The 23838-nt window shown below is 58.2% G+C and carries 25 protein-coding genes; 6 read left to right on the top strand and 19 right to left on the bottom strand.

The genetic code is table 11. From position 1 onward, the window contains the following. The first annotated feature begins 108 nt into the window (after window positions 1–108). The 3 genes from AC2FFA_RS18430 to AC2FFA_RS18440 are packed head-to-tail and all read left to right on the top strand — an operon-like array spanning window position 109 to window position 4345. Window positions 109–555 (top strand): MobC family plasmid mobilization relaxosome protein, encoded by a 447-nt coding sequence (locus AC2FFA_RS18430; protein WP_496852693.1) that lies wholly within the window; start codon window positions 109–111, stop codon window positions 553–555. Further along, complete coding sequence (locus AC2FFA_RS18435; RefSeq protein ID WP_496852694.1) at window positions 552–3335, top strand: relaxase/mobilization nuclease domain-containing protein; 2784 nt, start codon at window positions 552–554, stop codon at window positions 3333–3335. Before AC2FFA_RS18430 ends, AC2FFA_RS18435 begins: the two co-directional genes overlap by 4 nt. Further along, on the top strand, window positions 3332–4345 hold the full coding sequence (locus tag AC2FFA_RS18440) for an ATPase, T2SS/T4P/T4SS family (protein WP_496852695.1): 1014 nt from the start codon (window positions 3332–3334) through the stop codon (window positions 4343–4345). Before AC2FFA_RS18435 ends, AC2FFA_RS18440 begins: the two co-directional genes overlap by 4 nt. Before the next feature lie 156 nt (window positions 4346–4501). Here AC2FFA_RS18440 and merA read toward each other — a convergent pair whose 3' ends face one another. From merA to AC2FFA_RS18465, 5 genes are read right to left on the bottom strand one after another with little or no spacing between them, the layout of a single operon-like run. Next, complete coding sequence (gene merA / locus AC2FFA_RS18445; RefSeq protein WP_496852696.1) at window positions 4502–5935, bottom strand: mercury(II) reductase; 1434 nt, start codon at window positions 5933–5935, stop codon at window positions 4502–4504. A gap of 19 nt (window positions 5936–5954) precedes the next feature. Further along, entirely contained in the window at window positions 5955–6158 is a 204-nt protein-coding gene (gene merF / locus AC2FFA_RS18450) for a mercury resistance system transport protein MerF (protein ID WP_496852697.1), read from the bottom strand. Beyond that, on the bottom strand, window positions 6139–6402 hold the full coding sequence (locus tag AC2FFA_RS18455; protein ID WP_496852698.1) for a hypothetical protein: 264 nt from the start codon (window positions 6400–6402) through the stop codon (window positions 6139–6141). Before AC2FFA_RS18455 ends, merF begins: the two co-directional genes overlap by 20 nt. A gap of 7 nt (window positions 6403–6409) precedes the next feature. After that, window positions 6410–6706 (bottom strand): heavy-metal-associated domain-containing protein, encoded by a 297-nt coding sequence (locus AC2FFA_RS18460; RefSeq protein ID WP_496852699.1) that lies wholly within the window; start codon window positions 6704–6706, stop codon window positions 6410–6412. 11 nt (window positions 6707–6717) lie between these two features. Further along, window positions 6718–7122 carry a mercuric transporter MerT family protein gene (locus tag AC2FFA_RS18465; RefSeq protein ID WP_496852700.1) on the bottom strand — a complete coding sequence of 135 codons (405 nt, stop codon included), beginning with the start codon at window positions 7120–7122 and terminating at the stop codon, window positions 6718–6720. A gap of 73 nt (window positions 7123–7195) precedes the next feature. On the opposite strand from AC2FFA_RS18465, the gene AC2FFA_RS18470 reads away from it, so the two are divergent. Next, window positions 7196–7615 (top strand): MerR family transcriptional regulator, encoded by a 420-nt coding sequence (locus AC2FFA_RS18470; RefSeq protein WP_496852701.1) that lies wholly within the window; start codon window positions 7196–7198, stop codon window positions 7613–7615. Window positions 7616–7927: 312 nt separating this feature from the next. Here the strand turns inward: AC2FFA_RS18470 and AC2FFA_RS18475 are convergent, their stop codons facing one another. Continuing rightward, on the bottom strand, window positions 7928–8347 hold the full coding sequence (locus AC2FFA_RS18475) for a MerR family DNA-binding protein (protein WP_496852702.1): 420 nt from the start codon (window positions 8345–8347) through the stop codon (window positions 7928–7930). Window positions 8348–8434: 87 nt separating this feature from the next. On the opposite strand from AC2FFA_RS18475, the gene AC2FFA_RS18480 reads away from it, so the two are divergent. Continuing rightward, a complete protein-coding gene (locus AC2FFA_RS18480; protein ID WP_496852703.1) occupies window positions 8435–9466 on the top strand; it encodes a lysylphosphatidylglycerol synthase transmembrane domain-containing protein in 1032 nt (343 codons plus the stop codon). Beyond that, complete coding sequence (locus AC2FFA_RS18485; protein WP_496852704.1) at window positions 9453–10730, top strand: MFS transporter; 1278 nt, start codon at window positions 9453–9455, stop codon at window positions 10728–10730. Before AC2FFA_RS18480 ends, AC2FFA_RS18485 begins: the two co-directional genes overlap by 14 nt. Window positions 10731–11012: 282 nt before the next feature. On the opposite strand, the gene AC2FFA_RS18490 is transcribed toward AC2FFA_RS18485, so the two are convergent. From AC2FFA_RS18490 to AC2FFA_RS18550, 13 genes are all read right to left on the bottom strand, one after another. Continuing rightward, complete coding sequence (locus AC2FFA_RS18490; protein WP_496852705.1) at window positions 11013–13193, bottom strand: type IV secretory system conjugative DNA transfer family protein; 2181 nt, start codon at window positions 13191–13193, stop codon at window positions 11013–11015. Window positions 13194–13292: 99 nt separating this feature from the next. Continuing rightward, window positions 13293–14582 carry a TrbI/VirB10 family protein gene (locus AC2FFA_RS18495; RefSeq protein WP_496852706.1) on the bottom strand — a complete coding sequence of 430 codons (1290 nt, stop codon included), beginning with the start codon at window positions 14580–14582 and terminating at the stop codon, window positions 13293–13295. Continuing rightward, complete coding sequence (locus AC2FFA_RS18500) at window positions 14582–15406, bottom strand: TrbG/VirB9 family P-type conjugative transfer protein (protein ID WP_496852707.1); 825 nt, start codon at window positions 15404–15406, stop codon at window positions 14582–14584. The genes AC2FFA_RS18495 and AC2FFA_RS18500 overlap by 1 nt, the downstream gene beginning before the upstream one ends. Beyond that, window positions 15406–16143: a VirB8 family type IV secretion system protein gene (locus AC2FFA_RS18505; protein WP_496852708.1), complete on the bottom strand. Its 738-nt coding sequence runs from the start codon at window positions 16141–16143 to the stop codon at window positions 15406–15408. Before AC2FFA_RS18505 ends, AC2FFA_RS18500 begins: the two co-directional genes overlap by 1 nt. Window positions 16144–16200: 57 nt before the next feature. Next, a complete protein-coding gene (locus AC2FFA_RS18510; RefSeq protein WP_496852709.1) occupies window positions 16201–17280 on the bottom strand; it encodes a type IV secretion system protein in 1080 nt (359 codons plus the stop codon). Beyond that, entirely contained in the window at window positions 17277–17663 is a 387-nt protein-coding gene (locus AC2FFA_RS18515; protein WP_496852710.1) for a hypothetical protein, read from the bottom strand. The genes AC2FFA_RS18510 and AC2FFA_RS18515 overlap by 4 nt, the downstream gene beginning before the upstream one ends. After that, a complete protein-coding gene (locus AC2FFA_RS18520; protein ID WP_496852711.1) occupies window positions 17663–18421 on the bottom strand; it encodes a type IV secretion system protein in 759 nt (252 codons plus the stop codon). The genes AC2FFA_RS18515 and AC2FFA_RS18520 overlap by 1 nt, the downstream gene beginning before the upstream one ends. 22 nt (window positions 18422–18443) lie before the next feature. Next, on the bottom strand, window positions 18444–18623 hold the full coding sequence (locus AC2FFA_RS18525) for a hypothetical protein (RefSeq protein ID WP_496852712.1): 180 nt from the start codon (window positions 18621–18623) through the stop codon (window positions 18444–18446). Between the two features lie 12 nt (window positions 18624–18635). Next, a complete protein-coding gene (locus AC2FFA_RS18530; protein ID WP_496852713.1) occupies window positions 18636–21062 on the bottom strand; it encodes a VirB4 family type IV secretion/conjugal transfer ATPase in 2427 nt (808 codons plus the stop codon). Window positions 21063–21068: 6 nt separating this feature from the next. Further along, the gene (locus AC2FFA_RS18535) at window positions 21069–21359 is read right to left on the bottom strand and encodes a VirB3 family type IV secretion system protein (protein WP_496852714.1); all 291 of its coding nucleotides are present in this window, start codon (window positions 21357–21359) and stop codon (window positions 21069–21071) included. Beyond that, complete coding sequence (locus AC2FFA_RS18540) at window positions 21359–21661, bottom strand: TrbC/VirB2 family protein (protein ID WP_159090194.1); 303 nt, start codon at window positions 21659–21661, stop codon at window positions 21359–21361. Before AC2FFA_RS18540 ends, AC2FFA_RS18535 begins: the two co-directional genes overlap by 1 nt. Window positions 21662–21689: 28 nt before the next feature. Then, entirely contained in the window at window positions 21690–22328 is a 639-nt protein-coding gene (locus tag AC2FFA_RS18545; RefSeq protein WP_496852715.1) for a lytic transglycosylase domain-containing protein, read from the bottom strand. Beyond that, complete coding sequence (locus tag AC2FFA_RS18550; RefSeq protein WP_496852716.1) at window positions 22321–23670, bottom strand: DUF1173 family protein; 1350 nt, start codon at window positions 23668–23670, stop codon at window positions 22321–22323. The genes AC2FFA_RS18545 and AC2FFA_RS18550 overlap by 8 nt, the downstream gene beginning before the upstream one ends. Window positions 23671–23838 lie beyond the last annotated feature (168 nt).

A 23838-nucleotide genomic window follows, 5' to 3' on the forward strand; every position in this document is an offset into this window, starting at 1 on the left:
ACATTCTTCTGGACTTGCAGTCGACCACCTTTTCTACCTACACTTGAACCTACATATGCGCGGCCTGCGGGGGCCTCGCCCGATTTCTGATCGAGGAGAGCCGCCCCGATGCCGTCTGGCATTTCAAAATCCGTCGTAAAATCCATGCGCTTTGACGAGGACGAATGGGCGTTCCTTGAGCAGCGTAGGAAGGTTTTGCAGCTGCGCAGCGTTACCGGTTTGGTGCGTATGTGCCTGCGTGTGGCTTTTGGCATTCCAACGAAAGAAGAGCTCGTAGCCAAGAAGTTTAATGCGCACCTGGTGCAGCTGGTTGGTATGGCGAACAACCTCAATCAGATGACCCGTGCGGCCAATGCCGGCAAGTTTCGGCTCAACAAGCACACCGAAGATCAGCTTGAGGCGATGAAGCTGGAAGTGCGCGCCCTGCGCCAGCTGTTTGAAGACTATTCCGATGCGGCCCATGAGCGGTCTTTGACCCGTGCGCTTGAGATTGAACGGCTGGCTGAGAAACAGCGTGCGGCGCGTGTATCGCCGAAGGTGAAGGTCAAAACATGACCAGCCTGACAACGGCATATGACCCGGCTTGGGATGCGCTCTTTGGAGAGTTGCAGCTCATTCCGAACCTGAAGCCGCGGCATGGTCAGAACCCCGCGCGTTCGCGGCACCGTCCGGCACATCGACAAAGCGCATCGAGCGGGCCAGCCGGCATGATCGCCAATACGCTTCTGACCAATCAGGCTGTGGTGAAAATTGTCCGCAGTGGTGGCATCACCGCGTCCGGCCGGCTGGGAGGCCAGCTATCTTACATCACCCGCAAAGGCACAGTTGAGATGGAGCGGGGCGACACCGGCGAGCTGACGCATGGGATGGAAGCGCTGCGGGATGTGCAAAGTGAGTGGGCGAAGGATTGGGCCCGAATGGATACGCGCACAACAAACTACACCTATCACATGATCCTGTCTTACCCGAAGGATACAGACCGGGAAGCGGCCAAGCAGGCCGCGCGCAGTTTTGGGGAGCGGCTGACCAACGGTGAGTTTGGCGATCGCTACAAATACGTGATGGCCCATCATGACGATACGGGCCATCCGCATACGCATCTGATCATAAGCCGGGCAGGGGCATCGCGTAAGGCTCTGCACCTTGGTCGTTATGGCATCACGATGCAGGATCTGCGCAATCTGCAGGTCGAGACAGCGCGGGACGTTGGCATTGTCCTGACAGCGACCAGCAGGTTCAGCCGCAATCTGCGCCCCGAGCGGGACAGCAGCGCGCGCATCCATGCGCGCCGCGATGGTCGCGATCTGCGCGAGCGTCCAGCCCCAGAGCAGCGCAGCGGGTTTCCATTCTTTGGTGTCGGTCGACAACGGCCGATCACGCCGGACCAGCTACAGACGATGAAGGATCAGCGGAACGCGGAATATGCCGCCCTTGGCGAAACCCTCCAGTCGCATCAGGCCGGGATGGGTCAGGGCATTTTCACAACCCAATACCCAGGGCGAGCCGAGACCTTGGGCACTTTTTCAACGGCTGTACTCGGCGCAGCCAAAATCCTGTTGCGGGGCGGGGTTCTCAGATCAGAGGAAATCGACATGAATACGCAAGTCGCCAACCAGATGGACCCGGCACAAGCCCCGGCCATCGACAGTGAGATGAAAGCCATCGGCAGCGACATCCGCACCTTTATCCAGGGCATGACGGACAAGGCCGAAGCCATGGAGGACGAGGACAAGCGCAGCCAGACAGAGGCCGCGATTTCTCGTGTCCTGCGGGACTATGAGCCGCTTATGGATGAAGAGACCAGGACGTTCTTTGGCAAGCGCCTGGAACGCGACGATGAGGTTGAGGTGGGCCGCGATGACGTTGATCCGACACGCCAGCGTCGTGCAGCAGAACGGGACGCAGCCGATCCCACGCGCACCCAGCCTATCGGACAAGAGCGGGGAGACCCACGCGCTGATGCAAACGATCCACGCAGCGCGGCCACCAATGCGGTGCTGAAAGATGCCGACCGGCAAGTGGCCGAGCGGTTCGAAGCGATGGGCATCAATGGCGATCTGGTCTTGTCGCGCATCCGCAATGGCGCTGATGTAGACCGGCAGACGCGCGAGAACTGGTTCGAACGGGACGTGCGGACCTTGGCGAACGCGCATTCCCTCAGCGAGAACCAGGCGCGGGTCGACATGAAGACCGCGTATAAGGATGCTTCTGAGATCTACCGTGATGCCCGTGGCGAGATCCGCGACATCAACCGGGCCTTTGCCGAGGGCAGGGGAGAAGACTTCCTGCAGGAGAAGATCAAGACCGGCGTTCAGGATGAAATCCAGGCCATGAAGGGGCAGGGTTTTGATCGGGCCGCGATTGGTGGACGTTTGCTTGAGATTGAGGACCGGGTGCAGGAGCGTGTGGCAGGCCGCGCACCGGATCGTGTTGAAGGCGAAGCGCGACCGGGCCGTGAACAGCAAGGGCAGGCCCCAAATGTCAAAGCCATCAGTTCAGCCCCGCAACGTCCCGACCTGGACGCGGGCGTGCGCGGGCAGATCGTCAATGCCGGGTCTGCGCTCTACAAAGACGACGAGAAAGACAGCCTCTCGCCATATGTCGATCTGAAGGTGGATGGGCGCGACAAGCCTTTCCGCGTCTGGGGCGTCGATCTGCCCGACCTGATGCAGCGTGAAAATCTCAACATCGGTGACACGGCTACGCTTGCCCATGACGGGTACAAGAGAGTGACGGTCAGCAAGGTCGATCCAAAGACCGGCGAAGAGAAGAACATCGAGGCAAACCGTCGTGCCTGGAAAGCCACCGACATCGAGCGCGCACCGCGTGAGGCACAACGTGGGCTTGAACCACTGCAAGAGGCTGCGCGTATCAAAAGGGATGCGTCCCCTGAACGGCCCGAAGAAAAAGGCCAGCAGGACCGTACGGTCCGCCAGGAGGTCTCCGTTGAAACCGGCGTCACGGGTGTCATCGTAGATGCCAAAGAGGCTCTGGTGCGCCCCGACGATCCGAATAGCAAATCTTTCTATGTGGATATGAAGGTCGAGGGCAAAGATGAGCCGGAACGAATCTGGGGCACCGCTCTGCAAGACCAGATGACCCGCAACAACATCTCTATCGGTGACAAGGCCACGTTCGTCAAAGCGGGCAAAGAAGAAGTCACCCGGTCACGCCGGAACCCGGAGACCGATGAGCCGGAGCGCGTCAATGTCACCCGCACGGCCTGGGATGTTAGACACGTCGATCGACAGATTGACCGTGATCCGGTCGTGCAAGATCAACGGCGTCGGGAACGGGAAGAACGCGCCAAAGGTGATCGAGGTCTCAGCCGATGAGCCGTCATCTGGAAAGCACGCTCAATCGGGTGTTCGGAGGGCAATTGCTCTCCGATCCTCTCCTGTCTGAAATCGTCCTGAATCCGGATGGCAGAATCTGGATCGAGCTCAGTGGTGAGCCTGCCATGCGCCAGCTGGACCAGCCTATGGGTGAGGATGATGCAGAGGCGCTTGCACATGACCTGGCTGGCGGTAATCCCATTTCAGAAAAAACACCGCTGGCCGGGTCGCAGTTTGAAATCGACGGGTCATTGTGGCGGGCGCAGGTCGCGGTCAAACCTGCCGTTGAGGCTGGCGTAGCATTTGCCTTGCGCCGGGCCGTGGCAAAGCAACTTTCGCTCGATGATCTGATGCAGGGCTTGCCTGACCTGGACGCCAACATGGGTGATCTGAAATCCGGCGTTGATCCCGCCGATGAAGCTGTTTTCGACGCCTACGAGAACAAGGGTTTTGGTGATTTTCTGCGAATGGCCGTCAAGGCCAAATGGAACATCCTGCTATCGGGCGGGACATCCTCCGGCAAAACGACCTGGTTGCGCGCCTGTCTTGGCGAAGTCGACCATTCAGAGCGGATCATGACCATTGAAGACGTGCTGGAGATCCGACCCAGCCAGCCCAATGCGGTGTCTCTGGTGGTAAACAAGAACGCATCGAGCAGCGATCTTCTGAAAGCCTGCCTGCGGTTCCGGCCGGAACGGATCATCATGGGGGAGCTGCGCGGTGCGGAAGCCTATGATTTCCTGTCCGCCGTCAACTCGGGCCATCCGGGTGGGATCTCGACCTTGCATGCGGCCTCGCCGGAATCTGCGCTTTCTCGTTTGGCGTTGATGGTAATGCAGGCAGATACCGGGCTGACCTATTCCGAGATCCTTGAATATTGCCGCTCAATGATTGATGTGATTGTGCAGTTTCGGAAGACCGGGGACCAGAGGCGACCAGTTGCTGTCAGGGTGCTCAGGGAGAAAGCGGTACAGGTTTTTGAAAGCCCGTTGGGGAAGTGGTCGAAGTAGGTTTTCTGGTCGCGCAGATCGCTCGTATGGCCGAGCTGACGTTCAAGCAACCTGCGGAGAATGGCCGCAAGGAGCCCATTTCCCGGAATTTCTGTGTCGCAGCGAATGGCCGCTGTCGGGAAAGTGAAGTCTCTACATGCTTGGACGGTGAATGAGCTACCCCGCGCAGCAGGATAGCTTAGCGACGTCCTTCTCGAATGTCTGCGCCGCCAATTTTAGCCCCTCGACGGTCGTGAGATACGGAAAGATCATCGCGCCCAGGTCGTCGTAGGTCATACCCATTTTGAGCGCCATTGCTGCCGTCTGGATACTATCTGCGCCTTCCGGGGCTATGATGTGCGCCCCAAGGAGCTTCTTGCTTTGCTTATCCGCAATCAGCTTGATCAGACCGCGCGTATCGCGTGCAGCCAATGCGCGGGGGACATGCTCTAAACCTAAAACCGACGTGACCACCTCATGACCAGCAGACTTGGCTTGTGTCTCGGTAAGGCCAACACTGGCCACCTGTGGGTCAGAGAAGACCACGGCAGGCATGGCGCTATTGTCATAGCTCAGGGTGTTTCCGTTCATCGCGTTTTTTGCCGCGAGCTTCGCGCCATAAGCTGCCATATAGACGAACTGATCTGCCCCGGTCACATCGCCTGTGGCGTAAACTCCGTCCCGTGTGCTGCGCATCTGCGGATCGATAACAATCCCGCCCCGCGCATTCGTTTCAATGCCGACAACGTTAAGTGCTAAGGAGCCAGTGTTTGGGGTACGGCCCGTCGCCAGCAAGAGCTTTTCGGCTTCGATCCTGACCGCAACGCCGTTATGTGCGGCGTGCAGGGTGACGCCCTCGCCTGACTTTTCAAACCTGTCATATGCCAGCCCGTCCAGCACTTTAATGCCCTCATCGGCAAAGGCTTTTGTCAGGGCTTCGCTGACTTCCGGTTCGGCCTCCGGCAACAGACCACGACGCGTAACGATGGTCACTTCGACGCCAGCTCGGGCGAATATCTGAGCAATCTCGACGCCAATATATCCGCCACCCATCACCATCAGTGATTTTGGGAGTTGCGCCTGTTCAAGTGCCGAGGTGCTGTCCAGAAAATCGATGTCATCCAGTCCAGGGATATCTGGGACATGAGGCGAAGACCCCGTTGCAATGATGACTTTTGGCGCGCGGATGGTGCGGTAACCGACCTTTAAGGAGCCACCTTTGGCGAAACTCGCCTGACCTTCAATGTAAGTGACGCCCTCATAGTTGGGCAAAACATCGACGTATTTTGCCGCGCGCAGATCATCTACCAAGGCTTGCTTTTGGGCCACCATTGCCGCCCAGTCCATCACTTTTACCGTAGCTTCCACGCCATCAAACCGATCAGCCCCTTTGGCCGAGTGCAGTGTTTCCACAGCGCGGATCATCGCTTTGGAGGGGACGCAGCCGACATTGACGCAGGTGCCGCCAATGGTACCAAAGCCAATGAGGGCAACTCGCGCACCGTCTTCCGCTGCGGTGATTGCAGCGGAAAATCCAGCAGACCCAGCACCAACAACTGCGAGGTCAAATGTATCGGTATCGCCCGCGTTTGGGTTCAGTAAATCAAGCATGATGTTTGGTCTTTCAGGTTCAGGTTTTCCGAACACGGCGGATGACAGCGTAAATCGTGATCAGCACGAACACAGCGAGCGCAGGCAATAGAACGTAATCCAGATAGCCGACGACAGCCGACAGCCCCACCACGCCAAAGAGCACGACCAGAACAGGCGTGAAGCAGCACAGCGCGGCGATCACCGTGCCAACAATGCCCGTCTTAAGGAGTCTGTCGTTCACTTTGGCCGTCCCTTTCAAACTCTTGGTTGTGACCGCGCAACCGCACGAAACTACGCGCCGCTAAGATCCCGATCCCGCCAAGCGTTGCCAGGAGGGCTATGGTCAGCACATTGGCACCCGTCAGAAAACCAGCCGTTCCGAAAAGAGCGGTTCCTATCAGAGATGCCTTTCCGCCGCAGTAGATTACGACAACCGGTGCCGCGACGATGAAGGACAGCAGACCTCCTGTTGAGCTATCTTTCATATGCGGCTCAGGAATTGCCGTCGTCGGACATAAGCTCAGCTTTATAGCCCGCAGAAGTCGAGGCGAACGCGATATCTTCTGCACTGGCGATGGCGTCATCAAAGATAACCAGCGCCGTTCGGGTTTCGGCATCAGCGGTCACGGTTACAACTCCATCGACCCCGCTCATCGCCGATTCAACGATAAAGGGGCAACTTGCACAGGTCATGCCGGGAACAGAAAATGTTACTGTCTGCTCAGCCGCAAAGACAGGGGCGGCGGCCATAAAACCAATCAAGGCCAAAACGGAAGTGTGGAGTTTCATTGTATGTCCTTTCACAGACCAAGAAGAATGGGGGCAACGACCGGCGCGATCCAGTTCCAGAACAACGCGATCACGATAAGAATTGTTGATGCCCAAAGCGCGGATTTAATCAATCGGTTGGGAAGTGGCCGCGCGCAGGTTTCGCCCTCTGCGCAGACCTTGGGCTTGCGGTAAACCATCCAATAGCCATAGCCGAGAAATCCCAGCGTGATCACGATGAAGATGGGCTTGTAGGGTTCAAGCGCAATCAGATTGCCGATCCATGCACCAGACACGCCAAGACTAAACAGGATCAACGGAACAATGCAGCACGTTGAGGCGGCAAGTGCACCAAGGACACCACCCGCTGCAATCATGCGCGCCTTGCGGCTGTCAGGATCGCTCTGGTTTAGGTCAACGTCGATTGTGTCGGTCATGCAGGCACTCGCAATTCAGGTTTCTTGATGTAAGATGCGGTCTGTAGCCACTACAGAAGCAAGAGGATTTTCGATGTCCGACTTCACGAACGCGCGAGGCCATCCAATTGGCGAAATGTCCAGGCGCACCGGCGTGAATATTGAAACGATCCGCTACTACGAGCGCATCAAAATCATGCCGCAGCCGGATCGCACGGCAGGTGGCAACCGCCAGTACAATCACGACCAACTCAAACGGCTGTCTTTCATCAAGACCTCGCGTGAGCTTGGGTTCAGCATTGATGAAATCCGCGCGCTGCTGGAAATGGTGGACCGGCAAGATTTCACATGTAGCGAGGTGCATGGCTTGACCATTGGCCATTTGGCATCAGTGCGTGAAAAGATCAAAGGGCTGCGGAAGTTGGAAAAGGCGCTTGCCGGAATGGCGGCAGAGTGCAGCCAGGGTGATTTGCCAGAGTGCCCGATCCTGGAGACGCTGTTTGAGACGCGCTGAATATGGCGAACAGTAAAAAATGAGTGGAGCAGCAGACTTCCGCTTCGCGCACTTTTTGCCTGATGCTGCGCCTAGCTTGAAGGAGTGTAATCTTCGTAGCGCTGACATTCGTCTCTACTGATGGTCGAATCATCCAGAAATGAATCGGATGGATTCAGACAAATTGAAATATGCTTGCACGTTACCGTGCGTAACAGATGCTTAGACCCTGCGAGCGCATCGTGGGAAAGTCGCTGCCTCTTGATATTGGATAGAGGCGCAAGGAGCATCACCGGCGATTCTTGACCTAAAGGCAGGCGGTTTTGTTGGGGTTCACACGCTCCGCGCCTTGCCCACGCCATTCATGGCGTTCAGGATTGAGCAATACTCAAGACCGCCATCTCCAGGGCACGCAGCAATAAGATTGTCGAGATTGTCCCTCAGGCGCAGAAGACCGTCTATTCTGGTCTGAACATCCTCGCGTTTCGCACGTGCGCAAGCCTGCACAACGCGGCACTCTGGGTTGGGTGCCTGTTGCAAGTCCAGCAGCTCTGCTATCTCGGACAGCGAGAATCCAAGTTCCTTGGCCCCTGAGATAAACTTTAGCCTGCCAAGTGTTTCGCCGCCATAGTCCCGCGCGCCTTGTGCCGGACGGGGTGGCTGATCAATCAGACCTTTGCGTTCATAGAACCTGATGGTCTCGATTCCAACGCCCGCTTCCCGTGCGGCTGCGCCGATGGTCGCCGTTGCCATATCCAGTCCCCTTTTCGAAATGCACTCTTGACTCCGTACTATGATACGGAGGTTAGACAGGATCAACAGTTGCTGCGCGGGTAGAACATGGTCGGACGATTATTCAGACGCTGGCTGTTGCCGGTTCTTGGTGCGGCGCTGGCGCTCTGGCTTACATTCCTGCTCTATGGGAGCCTTGATTTCGCGCGGTTTCTTGAGGGCTTAAGCACAGCCAATCCGTTCTGGCTGGCGATCCTTGCCGCAACGATCCTGCTCGAGCAACTTTTGAGCGGCTGGAAATGGCGGCAAATCCTCTATGACGTCAAGCCGGTCGGTACGATCAGGCTGACCGGCGCATTGTTGGCCGGTTACGGTGCCAACGTGTTGGTACCGCTTGGGATCAGCCCGTTAGTGCGGGCCTGGCTGGTCGCCCGAATGGATGGGCTAAAAATGGCGACCGTGCTATCCACCACGATCATCGCGCGTTTTCTCGACGGAGTCGTATTTGCGTTGTTCGCCGGTGTCGTGGCCATGGCCGGGCGCATCCCGCAGATCGAGGGTGATCTGCGCCTTGGCCTCAGTGTCGCAGGCGGCTTGAACCTGCTCCTGTTCGGGGGCTTCCTCTGGGCGCTCTTTCGCTTCCGGGTGCTGTTTGCCCGCGAGGGGCCGCTGATTTGCCGCGCTTTCGACTGGGTAGCGGCGCGCATGGGTGCCTGCGGCGCGGGCCTTCGAGGCGCGCTGTGCGACGGCATCGTGTGGCCGCGCGACAGCATGCGCCGCGTCAAAGCCATCGTTGCGGCCATCCTGAGCAAGGTGGTAGCGGCAACGCATTTTCTCTGGGCCGGACTTGCCGTCGGGATTGTCCTGACGGCATGGGATTATTTGTTCCTGATGGTTTTTGCCGGGTTCATCATGGTGATCGGACGTTTCGTGCGCGTTCCCGGCAGCTTCGTCTTTGGGGCGGGATTTGTGCTCAAGGCGATTGGTGTGGCTGACGAAGAGGCCCTGCTAATGATCCTCTTCAACTACGTCACCACGATAATTCTTGTCGTCGGCATCGGACTTTTGGTGCTCTGGCAATCGGGCATCGATATACGGCGCGCGCGCCTTGAGGCCGGGGAAGCCAATGCCGGGGGCTGAACGCGACATGATCGTTCGCCGCCGGTTCTGGCGCATTGCCGGAGCGGGTGCCGCGTTTCAAGGTGGGTCGGCGGCGGTGGACAGTGCGACGGTGGTGGCCAGCCTCGTTCACACCCTGACCGGCAGCGCACTGGCCGTGGGCTACGCAAGTGCAGTGCTGCGACTGGGCTGGGTGCTGACGCAGCTTCCCGTTGGATACCTGGCTGATCGCGCGACCCGGCGGATGCCCTTCTATGTGGTCGGTGCCTATGGCCGGGCGCTGGCCACAGCGCTGATTGCGGGGCTGCTTTGGTGGGGTGCTGATTGGCCACAGGTCGACTGGCCACCCGTGCCGCTCATCACCGGGTTTCTCGTGTTGTGGACGGTCTATGCTTTCGTCAGCGGCGTCGTCGCCGTTCCTTACAACGATATTGTCGGTCGCGCGATCCCGTCAGGGAGACGCAGCCGGATGCTGGCCTGGCGGTTCTTCGGAGGCGGGCTCTTGGCCATTCTGGTCGCGGGCATTCTGCGGCTGGCGCTCGAGGCCCTGCCTCCACTGCGCGCCTATGCTTTGATCTTTGCCGTTGGCGCGGTGTTGATGCTGATATCGTCAACCTTGTTCGTTTCAGCCGGTGAGCCAGAGATGCCATCGCAAAAGCCACGCGCCGCAACAGGTGGCATGGGGGACTTCCTGCGCGAAGGCTTTGCAACTCTGCGCCACGACCGGAGGTTTCGTCTCTTCCTGATCTTCCAATGGCTGGGATCAGCCACGCTGATGGCGCTGCCGTTCTATGTCGTCGCGGCCAGCGGGGCCGGGCTGGGCATTGCCTCGGTCGGAACGCTTCTGGTCACACAAACCGCCGGGGCGCTCACCTCCAATCCGGCCTGGGGCCGGATCGGCGACACAATGGGCAAACCGGACCTGCTTAGAATGGTTGCAAATCTGCGGCTCCTCCCTCCAGCATTGGCACTCCTGTTGGCCGTATACGGGGGTGGCATTTTCGGCTTTTCGGTTCTGTTTTTCATAATTGGCGCGATGATGAATGGCGTAACAATCGGGTATCTCGGCTTCCTGATGGAAATCTCGCCCGGCGACCGTCGCCCAGCCTACTCCGCTTGGTTCAATGCCTTCGCTGCGCCCGCCGCACTTTCGCCCCTGTTCGGGGCGGCTCTGGTCAGCTTTGTTGCCCTCGAAGCGGTCTTTGTGGCCGCCATCTTGGCTGCACTTGCCCAAATCATGGTACTTCGTCACCTGTCAGCATTAGGACCGTGCGACGAAAGCTGAGTTCATCTTGAACAACGCTGCAGATCGCTTGAAAAGCAACGACGTATTGGCCAATGGCCGCATTCCAATAGCGAAAACGGCCGTTCCAGATGACGCAGCGGAGGTCGGTTTTGTTCGGAGGCTGTGTGAAAACTCTGACCGTCCGGCGAAACACGCCGAAAACACCCTTTATGTGCGTTCTATCACGCTACTGAGAGACCTTTCGCATGGCTGTTGAAAACGAGCGTAACGAGAGAGTTCATGAGTTGGAGTTTTCACACAGCCTCTCCGCTTCTTGCCAGTTTATGCTCCACGCAGCGAATGGCCACTGATCTTCACGTTTTCGCCGCTGAACAGCGGCATCAACCTGTAGACCAGCTCGTCAGGTGAAAGCCGATGTGCCAGGTCAGCAAGTTCGGGCTCACTGTCCGGGCTGATCGGTGCCAGGTTCAACAGGTTGCTGAGGTTGTGCGCAAAGCTGGGTGCTTTCACCGTTTCGATTGCTTGCGTTAGCTGGCGGTCCTCGGCTGTTTCTCCTTCATCGGCAGCCTCGCGCGGATCTTCGAAGTATCCGTAGCCAGCCACGCCCTGATCAAGATACCCGTCATACTCAGGAGGATCGTAAGAGCGTGGTCCAGTGACGGCCGCACGCTGTGACAAGGGCGGTTTGGCGGCAGGCACAGGCTCCGGTTCTTCGGCCTCAGCCGATTTTGAAGTGCCGGCATCCTTCAGGAACTCATCATATCGGGTCACAACGCTATCCTTGACCACAGGCACATCCGGCCAGGGCTTTCCCTTTTGACTGTCATTCAGGGCTATGAACCGATGGTCTTTAAAGTAGGACACCCGATTTGTGCGGATCGGGAACATACCCTTGCCGGTGATAATGACTTCTTCCTTGCCCAACCGACCGATTTCTTCAGGGGTGAGCAGCGCCCGGCTTTTTTCGGACCAGCTTTCCGACCGCCCGGGCTCTTTCGACCAGTTGCGCCCCGAGACGGATTTTTGCGTCACGGTCTTATTGCCAAGCGCCTTGGACAGCTTTTGCTTTGTTTCTTCGGAATTGGGCGTCAGCCAGACATGCAGATGCGAACTCTCTGTCAGGATCTCCTCACCAGCTGGCCCATAATGTTCCCGAAGGGATGCCGGCGATTGCACGATCAGGCACAAGCGGCCGCCATAGCCGGGCAGGGTGGTTACAGCATCGAGGACGCCCTGCATTTTCCCCAGCGAATGAAACTCATCGATCAGAAACAGGACGGGCAGGTAATCCTCACCCGAGGCCATGAGACGACGACGCAGCGCGTTGATCGCGCACTGGATGAACAAACGCACCAAAGGCCGCGACACCTGCTTGTGCGCCTCCGGTATCGAGATGTAGCAGGTTTGAGGGTCCCAACGCATCGATTCAAAGTCGAAATCATTGTTCTTTGTCGCGCGCACGATCGCGGGGTTGCGCCAGGCATTCAAACCCCCGCCCATCAACACCGACAGGTAGATCCCCAGCTGCTTGTTGTCCTGACCCGCCATGCGAAGCATCGCGCCCTTTGACACCGGATCTGGCGCACGTGGCGCAAGGGCGACAAACATGCCCTTGTAATCTGGTATCTCATCATCACCAGCCACTTGCGGGGTCAGCACCTGCAGCACGCGGCCAAGCGACGGTTCAGGTTCGTTGCAGACGATCGCCGCCGCGGCTTCAAAGATTTCCTGCGCATCTTCCATCAGCGACGCCTCAGCGCCGGTTGAACTTTTTGGTGCCAACAGCGCGGCACTGATTTCTGAGATCCGCACAAGCCGGTCTTCCAGGTCATCCATTGCCGCAATCTCAACCAGCGGGTTGAAGCTGTGTGACCGGCCGACAAGCGAGCCGTCGGGGTTGTTCGGAAACTGGACATCGAACGGCGACAGAACCCGCACCTTGTCGCCTTTTTCCAATCGCCGTCGCGACGTGGTTTCAAAAAGCTCACCTTTGACGTCATAGACGATGAGCGAACCGGGATAGTCGAGCAGGGTAGGGACAACGATACCGACACCTTTGCCGGATCGCGGTGGACCCGAGACAAGCACCGTGCCCTGATCATCTGTATGGGCGCGCAGATGTGGAGTTTTTTTCTCCGGTTTGCCCAGCTTGCCCAGCACCAGGCCCCAATCACTGATCAACCGTGCGGTGCGGATCTCTTTGGCTGTGGCCCATCGCGCATCCCCATGCGCATCAGTCGCCGTCACCCCAAACACCATTCCGCCGAAGAGATAGGCAAGACCGGCCCCGGTCATCAGCCCAAGCGTGATGCCACCCCACAGCACCAGGTCCCAATCCTTCTGGTGCAGAGTATTGCGCTGGCTGAGCAGGAGCCACGGCCGCCATGTTTCAATGTCTCCATTCACCTTCCAGGCAGTCAGAAGCGCGGCCCAGAGCGGGATGCTGATGACGCCAGCTGCAATCGTGTAAGGAAGGTGGGTCTTTGCCTGTATGGTGCTCATGGCATTCTCCTTCGGGACAAGAGTGTTAAGGGATGGAAAGCTCGAAAACGCTGCGGGGCACAACCGTGTTGCGCCCCGCCTGGACTGATGCTCATGGCGTCACATATAGAGGTCTCGCGATACGAACACGTTGATGTTCTCGCCCTGATTCACCCAGATCGTCGGCGGGATCGACAGGTATTCCTCAAAGGCATCCTGACCGGAATTCGCGAACCCATCGGTGCCGGTGGACAGATCGTTCTCGCTCAGAGTGCGATTGCCGAAGCTGGAAATCCCCGAGAAGATCGAGATGAAGAATGCCGCTTCAAACTTGAGGCCAAAGTGGTGCTGCACATTGCCTGTCAGACCGGCGCGGCCCAGACCATCCACACCACGCGACCCAATCATAATTGAGCGCTTATCCGTTGTGATCACCCGGTTCCAGGCCACCAGAACCCGGCGCTGACCAAGAGAGATATCCGACGAGTATTCTCCAATCAGTGTTGAGCCTTTGGGTATCAGGATCGTGGTTGCATCCGCCGACCACACATCTCGGCTTATGGTGGCTTTCAGTTCACCAGGAAGATCGGACGATATTGCTGTATCCAGAACGCCCGGAATCATGGTGCCTTGTGTGATCAGACGATGCACATCCTGCAGTTGGGTCGCCCGCGCTGTCTGGACGCTACGAGACGCAGCGGCATCGAGGAAATCGTTGCCTGTGCTGTTGTTCGCATTGCCGCCAGCACCCGCCCCAGCTGCACTGCGCCCAAGGCTATTGGTCAAAGGCTGGGTCAACCGGTCTTCTTCAGCCGTAACAGCAGCTTGCGCCGCATCGCCTTGCTGTGCCGGCTCAGACGCTTGGCCCGGTTCTGTAATCGGCCGGTTGGCCTGAATCCGCGCGAGCAGTTCCCGTTGCCGGCGTTCATCGGCCAGCCGATCCTCTTCAAGCTTCTTCAGGAACGCCTCAAGGGCCTTTTCTTGCCGTTCGGTGCGTTTTTCCAGCGCTGCGAGGGCCGCTGCTTCAAGATCCGAGGCGGGCGCTTGCGAGGAGGTCTCTTCATCGGGTACCACTGCCTGCGCAGCTGCAATCATTTCCCGCAGTTCGGCCAGCTCAGCCTCAAGGATGGCAACGCGCGGGTCTGGCTCTTGTTCGACCTGGGGCATAGGTTCCGTTGGCACCGCTCCAAAAAGGGTGCCCCCCTGATTACGCTGATCCGGCGTCTGGTTGACTTCTGGAATGATGCTGCCGCGTCGGCCGGTTTCATCCCCGCCGCTGTTGATCCAGAAGAACAGGCCAACAAAGGCTATAAATGCACCGATGCCGAGGATCATGGGCAGGTCCAGACCGCGTTTTTCCTCCTCAGAGCCTTCGATGCGGTTCTCAAGCAGTTTGTTTTTCTCAGACATCAGCGGTTCTCCCCACCTTGACCTGCATTGCGCTGTGACGAGGATGACGAAACCCTGCGGGGCTTATTCGGGTCGCGGTTTCGGTCGATTTCATAGAGAGGGATGTTGAACACGCAGACCACATATGGCCCGTCGCGCAGGACCAGGCGCGGATAAACACCCGTCACAACAATGGTGCCGTCTGCCAGATCTGTTGAGTTGACCAGACGTTCGCGCCCTTTTGCGTCCATTGCAAAAACAGCAGGCCGTACACTTTGCTGTTTCAGGCGCAGATACGTCTTGCGTCCATCATCAAAAGCCACTTCTGGCCGCAGCAGTTTGTCACCACTTGCGCTGTATTGCAGATTGGCAGGACGCCCAGTGGTATTGAATGCGGTCTGGATGTTACCGGCCTGTCGCGGTTTGAAGCCCTTTTTTTGATCCGGATAGCTGAACCGGTAGAGAAACCCGACATTATCAGGTGGACCGGCTTCACGCGCCTGAAGGAGAAACACATAGCTGCGCAGGTTGGTTTGCAAAATGAGGTTGCTCGCCTGCGAAGTGGCATGTTTGGCCTTCAGGACAAAGCCGTTACCAGCGGTGAGAGGGATAAAGTCCCAGGTCTTTGGATCGCCCCGGACCTCATCGACCATCTGTTCACCTTCCTGGAGGTGAATGCTGAGAGCATATCCCCTTGAAACATTGATCTTGTAAACCTCGTCAGGGTGATAGACGAGGGTCCGGACACGCGCGTCCGTGCCGGTTCCTCGCCCTTGTTGTTCAGCTGAGACAGAGGCCGCGCCAAGCGCCACCATCACAGCCACAGTGCAAATTAAACGCAGCATTATCGCGCCTCCTCATCCAGTCGGTAGTTGGCGACACAAAAGCCGGTTGGGTTGTTCCAACGTTCCTCAAGCGTCATGTTTCCGGTGCGGTCGAACTCGTACGCAATCGTCACCACGAAATTCCGCGTCGAGACCGGGGCGCCCTGTTGTTGGCGAGCGCTTTTCGTGATGCGCAGCGTGGCCGAGTTTCCGTTGTTCAGTGTGACAGACCGAATACGGACATCGACGCGGCCATAGTTCCCGTAGATGTTCATCGGGCTGTTGGGATTGTCCTCGTCATAAAGCGCGGCCAGATCCTCGGCGGCCTCGCCACAGGTCCGCCCATACACATCGGTCAGCCGTTCGCGCTGATCGTGCGCGTCATAGGTTTCCCGGTCGCGGGCATACTGGAACAACAGCGCCTGGGTGACATACTCATCATCGTCCAGTGTCAGATCACCAAGACGCGACTCCACGTTGACCAGGCCGGTGTGCTTATCGACAGTCATTGTGATGGGCACGACCTGTTTGAGCGGAGCCAGGCCCATGACGGCCGCAACGCCCATCACCCCGATCAGAGCGCCGACACCGGCCACGATATAGGCAATCCGCGCCCTGCGCCGCATCGAGAGATACATTTCATCTTCCCAGCGGTCGTGGCCTTCGTGCATGGTGGTTGTATCGGGCAGGGGAGAGCCCTGATATTGCCCGTCAGGATTGAGCGGATCGGGCCTCAAATCTGCTGCTGCATGTTGCATCTGGTGACTCCTCGTCTGTTGCGGGGCCGGCCCGCCAGTGTTTTCAATGAGTTTTGATCAGCTTCTGCGCCGTCGTGCGTCTTCGGCCATGCGTTCGGCCCCGCGCCTTACGGAATCCTGAATGCGCTGGTTATTGGCCTCTGTTGCAGAGGGTCGGTCAGCTTCATTAGCCGCACTCGCACGCTGATTGGCGACATCGCCGAGATTGTTGCCGCCAGAGTTTCCGCCCGTCAGCTGGCCGCCCAGAAGTTTCATACCGGCCTGACCAGCACCTTTGATCTGAGATTCACCAAGGCTCAACGCCGCGCCGCCAATTCGCTGCGCAATCATCGGACAGATAAGCAGCAATCCAGCGGTGATCCCGCTCATTCCGGCTAGCTTGAACATCTCCAACGGTATGTCTGCTCCGGAAGCAACACCCGCTGACACTGCGTCGGCTGTGCCTTCAGTTGCAGCGAGCGCGATGCCCATGACACCGAATAGCAGAATCTGGAACAGAACCAGCATCGTAATCCCACGCACCCAGCCGTTGAAAATTTCTGCGGAACTGCGGAGATAGGCCCAGACGGCCATAACCGGGAATATTGCAATCAGAATGGCCAAAAGAACTTTGGACGCCACAAGCAGCGCCAACGCGATGACAATCATGAAAAGGATCGCGACTGAGGCGATCAACGCCATCAGGACCACACCAAGAGCGTCTCCGCCCAGATAGTCCGTAACGCCGTACGATCCCAAAGCGGTTATGATGTTTCTAAATGCCGTATTGGCGAACTCAGCAAAGGCCGTTGCGATTCCCCCTGCAGTTCCGCCCCCGCCAAACTCGCTGATAATTGTGTTCCCGACATTGATAGGAAACTGTGTCAAGAATGGGTAAATGAACTGCGTCCAGAGTGCACCGCCCGAGACTGCGAGATAGAACAGTGAAAATCGAAAAACGAAGGTGATAAAGCCATCTAGAGAAAAACTTCCCCGGAACGCAGCCGTGACCGCCCAGACCGCCAGTGCAGCGCCGGCGAGCAGGGTCAGGAATTGAGCGCTGGGGGTCGCAAGCGCTTGAAACACCTGCTGCGACCCACCGTTGATAATGTTGTCAAAACTCTGATCTGTGCCAACAAGGAAGTCTCTGATGCTCATGACCCATCGTTCCTTTTTCTGAATTTGCGGATGCAGTCTTTCACAGCGCGGTCCGACTCATCGAATGCGTCAGTGGAAAACCTGTATTGCTCCGAGATTTCCTCGACGGTCATGCTTGTCAAATCATCGTCGATTTCGATTTCTTCTGTGATACGCAGATCCGGCTCTGGCATGGGTTCACCTGCAGTAAATGCAGCTTCGCATTTTTCTGCGAAGGCAAACCTGAGTTGAGCCGCCTTTCGCGCAATGGACACGTTCCATGCTTTGCTTAGCCTCGAGTTCTCCCTCTTCTCATCAGCCGTCAAAGCCAATGCAGGTTGACCCGCCGCCAGAGTGGTGGCGACTGTTGCTGCGATAAGAAGCGTGTTTGTGGGGAGGCGCATCAGTTTGATCCTTCAGGTCTGTACGCCTGGCGCGCGACGATATCCTGACCGCGCAGGCGCTGGTTTACGATTGCGGCGTCCAGCTGACCTTGTGCAGAGAGGGTCTGCAACAAAGTGGCGAGCATCATGCCATTCTCAATCGCTATGCGTGTGTTCAGATCAATGCTAGCTTTCAGATCATCGGTCGCGGAAATCTGCTCACGGTAGCCGTCATACCGCTCCATCGCTTCGCCAGCCCCGGCAAAGCCTTCTTCGGCAATCGCCAGCCCGGCCATGCTCGATCCGGAAACCAGATCATGTGACCTTGTGGCCGGATCTTCCACTGAACGTCCCAACGCCTGCAGCCCGCTCAGCGGCTGGAAATCCACCCGTAACTCTTCCATGTGATTGCTCAGGCGGCGGTTCACCGAATTGCCGGTCATGGAGAGCGTAGACAGGGACGAGGACAGTTTGCGTGGGGTAATGTCGCCGTTGAACAGGTTGGTGATCGTGTCGCGGGCGCCCGTGATGGCATTGTGCGTTGCGCGCGCCTGGCGCAATTGCTCCTGAAGCTCTTGCAACTGCAGCAGGGCATTGTCGAGGATCTCGGTGTTTAGACCTACCATTTCGCCGCTGGAATTGAGCAGCGCGATCAGTTCGGCATGTTCTGTGACGCTGTATGTCGGGACGCCCTGGGCTTGGGCTGTGTTGCCGTTCCCAACAATTCCGGCCAGTGCAAGTGCAACAACCGCGGCGGTGGTTTTAAGAATGGTCTTCATTGTCTTGTCCTTTCCGGGGGGGTCAGATTTTGCCGATGCTGAGCGGCGGGGTGGTGGCAAGGCCGGTCTGAGGGATCGGTTCAGCATCTGCGATATTGCAATTGGCCTTCAGCTCGCGGGGCGGATCGAGAGCATCACCGGTAATGGTGCAGGCTCCGAGAAGCGGCAGGCCAAGTGCGACGAAAACAATTTTGCGGATCATTGGGAGGTCTCCTCAAGGGGCATTGGGGGTCATGAAGGCGGCGAGCCAGCCATCCTCGCCATGCTCGGCGCGCAGCTGGTCCATCTCACCAACGCTGTCGCCTGTGGCGGACAACACCCGATAAAATTGCTCAGGAAGCTCAAGCCGCGTCGAGACCACGGCCGATCCGTCTCCGTCGTTGATCAGAGCAAGACGGGATTTCGGCGGCATCGTAGAGATGGCGCTGAACTCAGCCTCAGTGAGCCGAAATGCATCCACATAGGTCGCGCGGTCGGCCTTGGGATTGGCAAAGAAGATGCGGTTTTCCGTCGACTGGATCAGCGTGTCCGAGATCGAGGATTTGGCCGCATCCGACGTTTCCTGAGTCATGAACACGAGAATGCCATCCAGCTTCCGGATGGTTTTGATCCAGTCCTGGATACGGGGACCAAAGCGGGGATCGTCAAACAGTGCCCAGGCTTCATCCACCATGATGATCAGCGGTTTGCCCTGCGCCAGTTTGCGCTCGATCCGGTAGAACAGATAGTCCAGCAAGGGCAGCCGGATATCTGAGGCTTTGAGCAGCGCCGTCATGTCAAAGGCGGTCACGGACTGATCGAGGCTGAAACTGTCTTGAGGATTATCAAACAGCCAGGCGCGATTGCCGGAACCATACCATTTGCTGAGCGCATCGAGCAGCTGCACAGGCGCGTCCGCATCATCGACAGACCGCAGCGTGTCGGCAAAATCCGAGAATGTGCGCAGGGCCGCATCACCGTTGGCCAAGCGCCTGAGACCTGTTGCGATCCGCCGTTCCTGTTCCGGCGTCAGTTTGTCCGCACCCGTCAGGCGTTGAATGAAGCCCTCAAGCCATTCGATACCAACCTCATCCGTGGCAACAGCAAACGGGTTGAAGCCGAGGTTCATACCGGATTTCAGCTGAAGGTATGTGCCGCCAATGGCCCGGATGAAGGTTTCCGATCCCCGATCCTTGTCAAAGGCAATAAGGTGCGGGTGTTCGGGCAGGCGGTAGCAGCTCGACATCATGAAGTTCGCCAGCAGGGTTTTGCCCTCACCGGTCGCCCCAAAGATGGCCGTGGTTCCTGGCCCCTTGGATTTGTCAGAGCCTTCCCGGTGGAAAGAGAACCAATAGGGCGTACCGCCCAGCGTCCGGAACGCCGCCACAGGGCCGCCCCAGCGCAGTCTTTCCCGCGATCCGGTCGGCCAGGAATGCAGGTTGGCGAAATCGGCAAAGTTCTTGTCGGACACGAAGCGCTTTTTGCTGCGGGTCTGATAGGCGATGTTGCCGGGCAGCTGCGCCCACCAGGCCGCTTCCAACCCGATGTCTTCGCGCCGCGTGCGCAGATCCGCGCCAGTCAGACAGGAATTCACCCGCGTGGCCGCATCTTCCAACTCTTCGCGGGTGTTTCCCAACACAGCAACCGTGACGTGGTGCCGTCCAATGGACATGGCACGGGAGGCAACCGCGTCGCGCGCCTCATTCAGATCCTTTTGCAGCGATTCCGCTTCATCGCCCGCATCTTCCATGCCCCGCTTGGCGTCACGGATCTTTGTGCCGCCGGACACGCGGTCCATGGGCGAATAACATTGGGTGGCAATGAACTCGCAGCGCTCACCCAGCAGCTCATCGAACATGTAGTATCTCGAGCGTTCGGGATAAGCGTTGACCGCAAAGGCAGCCGCAAAACGATCCTTGTCCCCGCCCGGCGAAAGGCTGTGAACATGGTCTTTGCGGAAGGTGATACGCCCGTTTGGAACGGCGTCGGCCAGATGAGTCCAGACCGACGGAGCCTTTTGCCAAATCCCGCTTTGCAGCATCGAGAGAAATGACAGCGTGCGGCTGCGATCCGCCTCTGACCCGGTGAGCCGGCGCGCGCCAAACACCGACAGATCCCGCATGGCCTGTTCTGCAACCACATGCAGGGCTTTGCGGTTCTTTTCGCGGGTGGCGCTTGTTGCCGGATCTGTTGTTGCTGAGCGCAGAGACCGCAACCCCGCATCCAGCAGCCGCTTGCCGCTGGTGTAAGGGCGGCGCACGATCGTCACGAAGTGGCGCAGCTGATAGGTTTCGACCTGGTCCAGCTGGTCCCGATAGTGCTTGTCCAATTCTGCAGAGAAAGCGGGCTCGCTCACAGGCTCCAGCGTATCGGCCAATTGGATTTTGGTCCGGATAGTATGGCTATAGAACACTGTCCGGTTGTCTTCAAAACTGGAGGCCAGCCGAGCCAAGGTATCATTTGCGGCCTTGCTTGCCGCCCGGTCTGCGGTTTCGTGGATAAACCCCTTGAGTTCCAACACCGCCAACAGATCTCCGTTGCGGGTGGTGAATGTCCCATCTGACAGGAAGCGCACAAACGGGATATGCTTGGTGGCCGGCACCTCCCGCGCGCCGCGGCGCGCGGATGGCATGGCTTTTTGAATCTCGGGGTGCATGTTCATATCGGGTCAGTCTCCGGAGTAGGAATTGCCGCCCCAGTAGGGCTTGTTTGCGGTGAACAGTTTGCAGTCGGCCATGGTGGCGACATGATCCGGCAGATACGGATCGACGCTCACAATCCAGCGGGCGGCGGCATAAGACGGGGCGATGGCGAGCAATCCCCAGAAGCCCAAAAAGCCCTGCGTCATGATGAACGTCATCAGGGGAATGCTGATCGCCACGATGTGAAACGTCATCGGCATTCCGGCCCTCTCAGAAGGCTTGGTGATCGCCTGGAATATGCGGTTATCGTCGCTCATCAGGTTGCAAAGCCCTGAATGGCTTCGGCGATACCAAATGCACCGTAGAAGATGCCCAGCACCACGAGGATGACAAAGAAATGGCCCCATGTGACCGGCACGCGCGGGCTGGCGGCAGAAATCCCGGCCAGCGCAATGGCTGCACCACCGAGAAGAATACCATTGGCACCTGTCACAAAGGTGCGGATCTGGGTCAGGATGGACACCGGCGCATCAAACAGCGATTGCGCCATGGCCGGGCTGCTGAGTGCCACGAGGGCCAGCACTGTCAGCAATGTGACGCTTTGAGGGTTACGTTTCATTGAAAATAGTCTCCTTGGACTGGGGTGTTCAGACGTCGGGCGGTAGCCCGGCCCCTTCGAGAACGGTTGCGACGTAATGGGTGGTCTCCGAATAGGGCGGGACGCCCTCATAGCGTTCCACGGCTTTGGGCCCGGCGTTGTATGCGGCCAGCGCCAGCCGCCATGTGCCGAACTTCAGGAACATGGCTTTCAGATACCGCGCGCCGCCATCGAGGTTCTGAACCGGGTCATGCGGATCGACGCCAAGCGCGGCTGCGGTGGGCGGCATCAGCTGCGCCAGCCCCAGCGCGCCCTTGGGGCTCACCGCATTGGCGTTCCAGCGGCTTTCATGATGAACCAGCGCATGAAACAGGGGCACCGGAACACCGTGGCGTTTGGCGGCACGTTCGGCCTCTGCTGCCCATTCGCCTTTGGCGCGCGGACTTGCATTCTTTGAGACGACCTGTTCAGAATTGCCGCCATCCTCATAGTGCAAGCAAACCATTGCACCTGCCCGGAATGCGGGTTCCAGGCAGGTGCGGGTGGGGGCGGTCGCGCAGAGCAAGCGTCCTCCACTCAACAGCGGGCCATCACGGCCCGCACAAATTGCGGCCTCGTCATTCTGGGCGAATGCCGGGGCTGCTACTGTCGATAGAAAAACGAGAGATACGAATGTGGCTCTAGCCATGGCCGCTTGCTCCTTTCGGAAGAATGGGGCTATCCCACATCGTGTTGCGTTCATCGCCCGATGCGCGGCGCTCGTTTACCGGTGATGGCCTCACACTCTGACCGGTAGCGCCCCCCTCCGGTGGTCGTGAGTGATGGCTGGAGGGGGACGCGCCACGATGCGGGAACGGGCGCATTGGCCCATCATCGAACCAGCTCCAGCTCGCATACCGGCCTTCTTCAGAGGCTTTGGTGAGCAGCGTCAGCGCCCCAGCATCGTCGGGGTTGTTTGCAACAAAGACGGCAATCGGATCTTTGGAATCCAGCAGCACAGCCGATGCGATCGGTGCGTCCACAGGCAGGTTGAACCGCAATTGCTTCTGAAACGCGCGGTTCTGTTCGGTCAGCGCATTCAACACTTCCAGTTCGCGCAAGCCTTCAAACGGAATCCAGTTGTCCGTCACCAGCATCATTCCGATTTCATGGAGAACTGGATAACCCGCCTTTGCCATTGAAAAGCTGGCGATCAGGATGGCATGGCCGGACCCCATCGCTTCAAGAAGGAGCAGCTGTTCCCCGAACACTTTGTCGAACTTTTTGGACAGATCCTCATCTGCGAAGAACGCGCAATCCGGGGCATGTTTGAACATGAACCGCGCCCCGTGCGCCGAGGTTTCCTTGCCCTTGAATTCCGCGACCACCAGACCGAAAGGCGTTGCACCGCGGCCCGCTGGGCGTAGGTTTGCAAAGAGCCGGTTTCGTCTGGCGGCAATCTCACCTTTGGTCTCAGGCTTGAAGTATTCCGGCACGTAGAGAATGTCGGGCATCTCTTGCCCTTTGACGATCTTGCCAGCCGCCGCGCGGCACAGAGCATGATGGATCACGCCCCAGAACCGTTTGCCCTCCATCCTGGGATACCACTTGCCCAGATCAGCTTCATGCCAGAGGAATTGAAGCACGCTCGTGATCGTCAGCTTACGCGGGGCAACCTTGGCCTCGGGTGGTTTCGCGCTGGTATGTTCGGGGGCGGTGCGGCTCTTGCTGTTCTTGCGCAGCGCAAAGCCCAGCTTGAGCGTGGTGGTGCCATCGTCAGGATCTTCTGTGATCGCCGACGCCTGAACCTGTGCCAGCCCTGACAATTCTTCAGGCGGCAGGAAGGACGGGCAATCAATTGCATGATCGGGCCCGGTTCCGGGCATACGCTTGACGATGAATTTGCCGGCGGTCGCCGCGATGTACATTTCCGGGGCCGGAATGCGACAGCGGCATTCAATTCGGGTGCCTGCGCTGTATGCGGCGGTCAGAGCACTTTGTCCGCTTTCGCTATCCACCGAAAGGGGTTTGTTGTTCAAAAACAGTGTCATTTGGCACCTCCTTTCCGCCTGTCAGGATTAGGTCAGCAATACTTACATAATTAACATAACAGTCATTATGGGGCGTAGTTCTGGCATGCATGAGCGCGCACCTACCGGACCCCTGAAGACCGTTCAGAAGTCGCTATTGCTTCCGAAGTCAGAGGCATTGACTCCGGC

It is taken from the genome of Ruegeria sp. YTSB088 (assembly GCF_059609825.1).